Raw genomic sequence first — 2,176 nt, forward strand, 5'->3', positions numbered from 1 at the left:
CTAATACCTTAGAATGGCAGGGATTTAGACTAATTGAGGGACAATATCAAGCTATTTCTGCCAATGAGCAGGGTTATCTCTGGAGTGAAGAGTTAGGATTATATTTAGGCATATTTGACCGGAAACTGCGTTATTTTACCGTCGATGGTCAACTGGTTCCCACTCCCCAAGAAGCTGAATTACAGCAAAGACAAGCAAAGGAACAGATTCTTTTAGAAAAGGAACAAGAACGACAGGCAAAAGAACAGGCTCTTTTAGAAAAAGAACAAGAACGACAAGCTAAGGAAAGATTAGCGGCAAAATTACGAGAATTAGGCATCAATCCCCAGACAATTTAGCCGGTTAAAATCTGCAAACGGCCATCAATAACCCCTTGAGTTACAATTATCTTGATTTGACTGGACAGACCCGAATGCAACTCACTCCCGAACAATACAAAGAAAAAATGCAGCGCCGCAAGGTCATCCAAGAGGAACGTTTAGCCGAAAAAATTGCTGAAAAAGGTTTAATTATCGTTAATACCGGGGATGGTAAGGGAAAAACCACGGCAGCCCTCGGTATGGTTTTACGTTCCCTCGGTCATGGTTACAAAGTGGCGGTGGTACAATTTATCAAAGGTGCTTGGGAACCTGCCGAACAAAAGATTTTTAGTGTTTGGGGGGAACAAATCGAGTTTTATGCTATGGGGGAAGGTTTCACCTGGGAAACTCAAGATAGAGAAAGAGATATAGAGAAAGCCCAAGAAGCATGGCAAAAAGCCCTAACTTTTCTCGAAAATCCCCAATATAAGTTAATTTTACTCGATGAGATCAATATCGCCCTTAAATTCGGCTATCTGGATATTCAGGAAATTATCGCTGGTTTAGCCCGAAAACCCGCTAATTCTCACGTTATTCTCACTGGTAGAGGAGCTTTACCCGAATTAATCGAGATAGCGGATTTAGTCACGGAAATGAAGTTAATTAAACATCCCTTTCGTCAACAGGGAGTAAAAGCGCAACCCGGCATCGAATTTTAACTACTGCTTAAGCGTTGTACGGTCTCTCCCGACAATAATCGATGAGTTTCGGCGAGAAGATAGGGAATTTGATCAGCGTGGGGACTAGCGGCTAAACAGGCAGTTAAATCGAGTTTTTCCACCTCTTTTGCCTGTTGACCGGGGAACCAGTGACCCCCATTCCCCAAGAGATTGTATCTGGCCTTGGCAAAGTCGATCATATCGTAGGCGATAGCGAGATTGCGTAACCAGAGGATGGAACGAATATTGATGTGATTGGGGGTATTTTCCCAGCTAGGTAAACCCACAGACCAAGTTTTCACCCAATTATCGCCTAAACAGTTGATCATTTCCCCTTGCAATCTCTCGATAATTGGCGGTAAAATCTCCTCGGCTCGATCGAGTAAAGGTAAAGTTTTCAGGTGTTCATCAAAATCTCTGGCTCGCGCAGCACCGATACTCAGGGTATGGACGGTCGGATGACTGAGACAGAATAGATTATTAAAAACCATCGGACTGAGAGGAAAACAGAGAGCCACGAGCTTAGGGGGAGGATTGTAGAGATGGCCGCCCTTATCGGAGGGACTAATGATAAAAACCCCCATATCGTGCTGTTTTGCCGCTTCTATGGCTGGCCAGTTATTCTGAAAAATATAGTACCAGTGCAGATTGAGGTAATCGTAACAATTTGTTGCAATAATCTTGACAATTACATCAGTTGGTGCATGGGTCGAGAAACCGATAAAACGAACTTTTCCCTGTTGCTGTAATTTTTTCGCCTCTTGCCAACAACCGCCCTCGGCCATAGTGTCATCGAGAATTTCCTCGGTGTTGATGCCATGGATGCCCAACAAATCCACATAATCTAACCGTAAAAATTGCCTGGATTGCTCAAATTTACGGCGAAATTCCCGCACATCTTGACTAGGAGAAACTTTCGTCTGCACGATAATCTTGTCCCTCGGTAGTTGCGGCAAAATTTTGCCTAATTGCATCTCCGAAGTGCCGTAACCCCTAGCGGTTTCGATGTGATTAATCCCCACTTCCAGAGATTTATTGTTGACATCCTCACCGCCGTAAACGGACGGTGATTCCCAAACCTCACGATTTAGGTTTCTGCTTCTTTCCCGAAGGATTTTTCGCACCTGCCTTAAGTAGTCATGCAAAATTAATTACCCA

At 43.8% G+C, this 2,176-nt stretch carries 2 protein-coding genes and 1 pseudogene; 2 read left to right on the top strand and 1 reads right to left on the bottom strand.

Going from position 1 to position 2,176, the window contains the following annotated elements; genetic code table 11:
* Window positions 1–338: pseudogene (locus tag PX636_RS11460) on the top strand (Uma2 family endonuclease); the annotation flags it as partial.
* 74 nt (window positions 339–412) lie between these two features.
* Window positions 413–1,018, top strand: coding sequence for a cob(I)yrinic acid a,c-diamide adenosyltransferase (gene cobO, locus PX636_RS11465; protein WP_002797868.1), 606 nt, complete (start codon window positions 413–415; stop codon window positions 1,016–1,018).
* Here cobO and PX636_RS11470 read toward each other — a convergent pair.
* On the bottom strand, window positions 1,015–2,142 hold the full coding sequence (locus tag PX636_RS11470) for an aldo/keto reductase (protein WP_353853473.1): 1,128 nt from the start codon (window positions 2,140–2,142) through the stop codon (window positions 1,015–1,017). The genes cobO and PX636_RS11470 overlap by 4 nt on opposite strands.
* Window positions 2,143–2,176: the final 34 nt, after the last annotated feature.

Origin of the sequence: Microcystis sp. M53598_WE2 (genome assembly GCF_030067735.1) — a bacterium.
Classification (GTDB): Bacteria; Cyanobacteriota; Cyanobacteriia; order Cyanobacteriales; family Microcystaceae; genus Microcystis; species Microcystis aeruginosa.

Bases quoted from the DNA above. Each gene is read 5' to 3' on its own strand.
- cobO (WP_002797868.1), top strand. From the start codon at position 413: ATGCAACTCACTCCCGAACAATACAAAGAAAAAATGCAGCGCCGCAAG.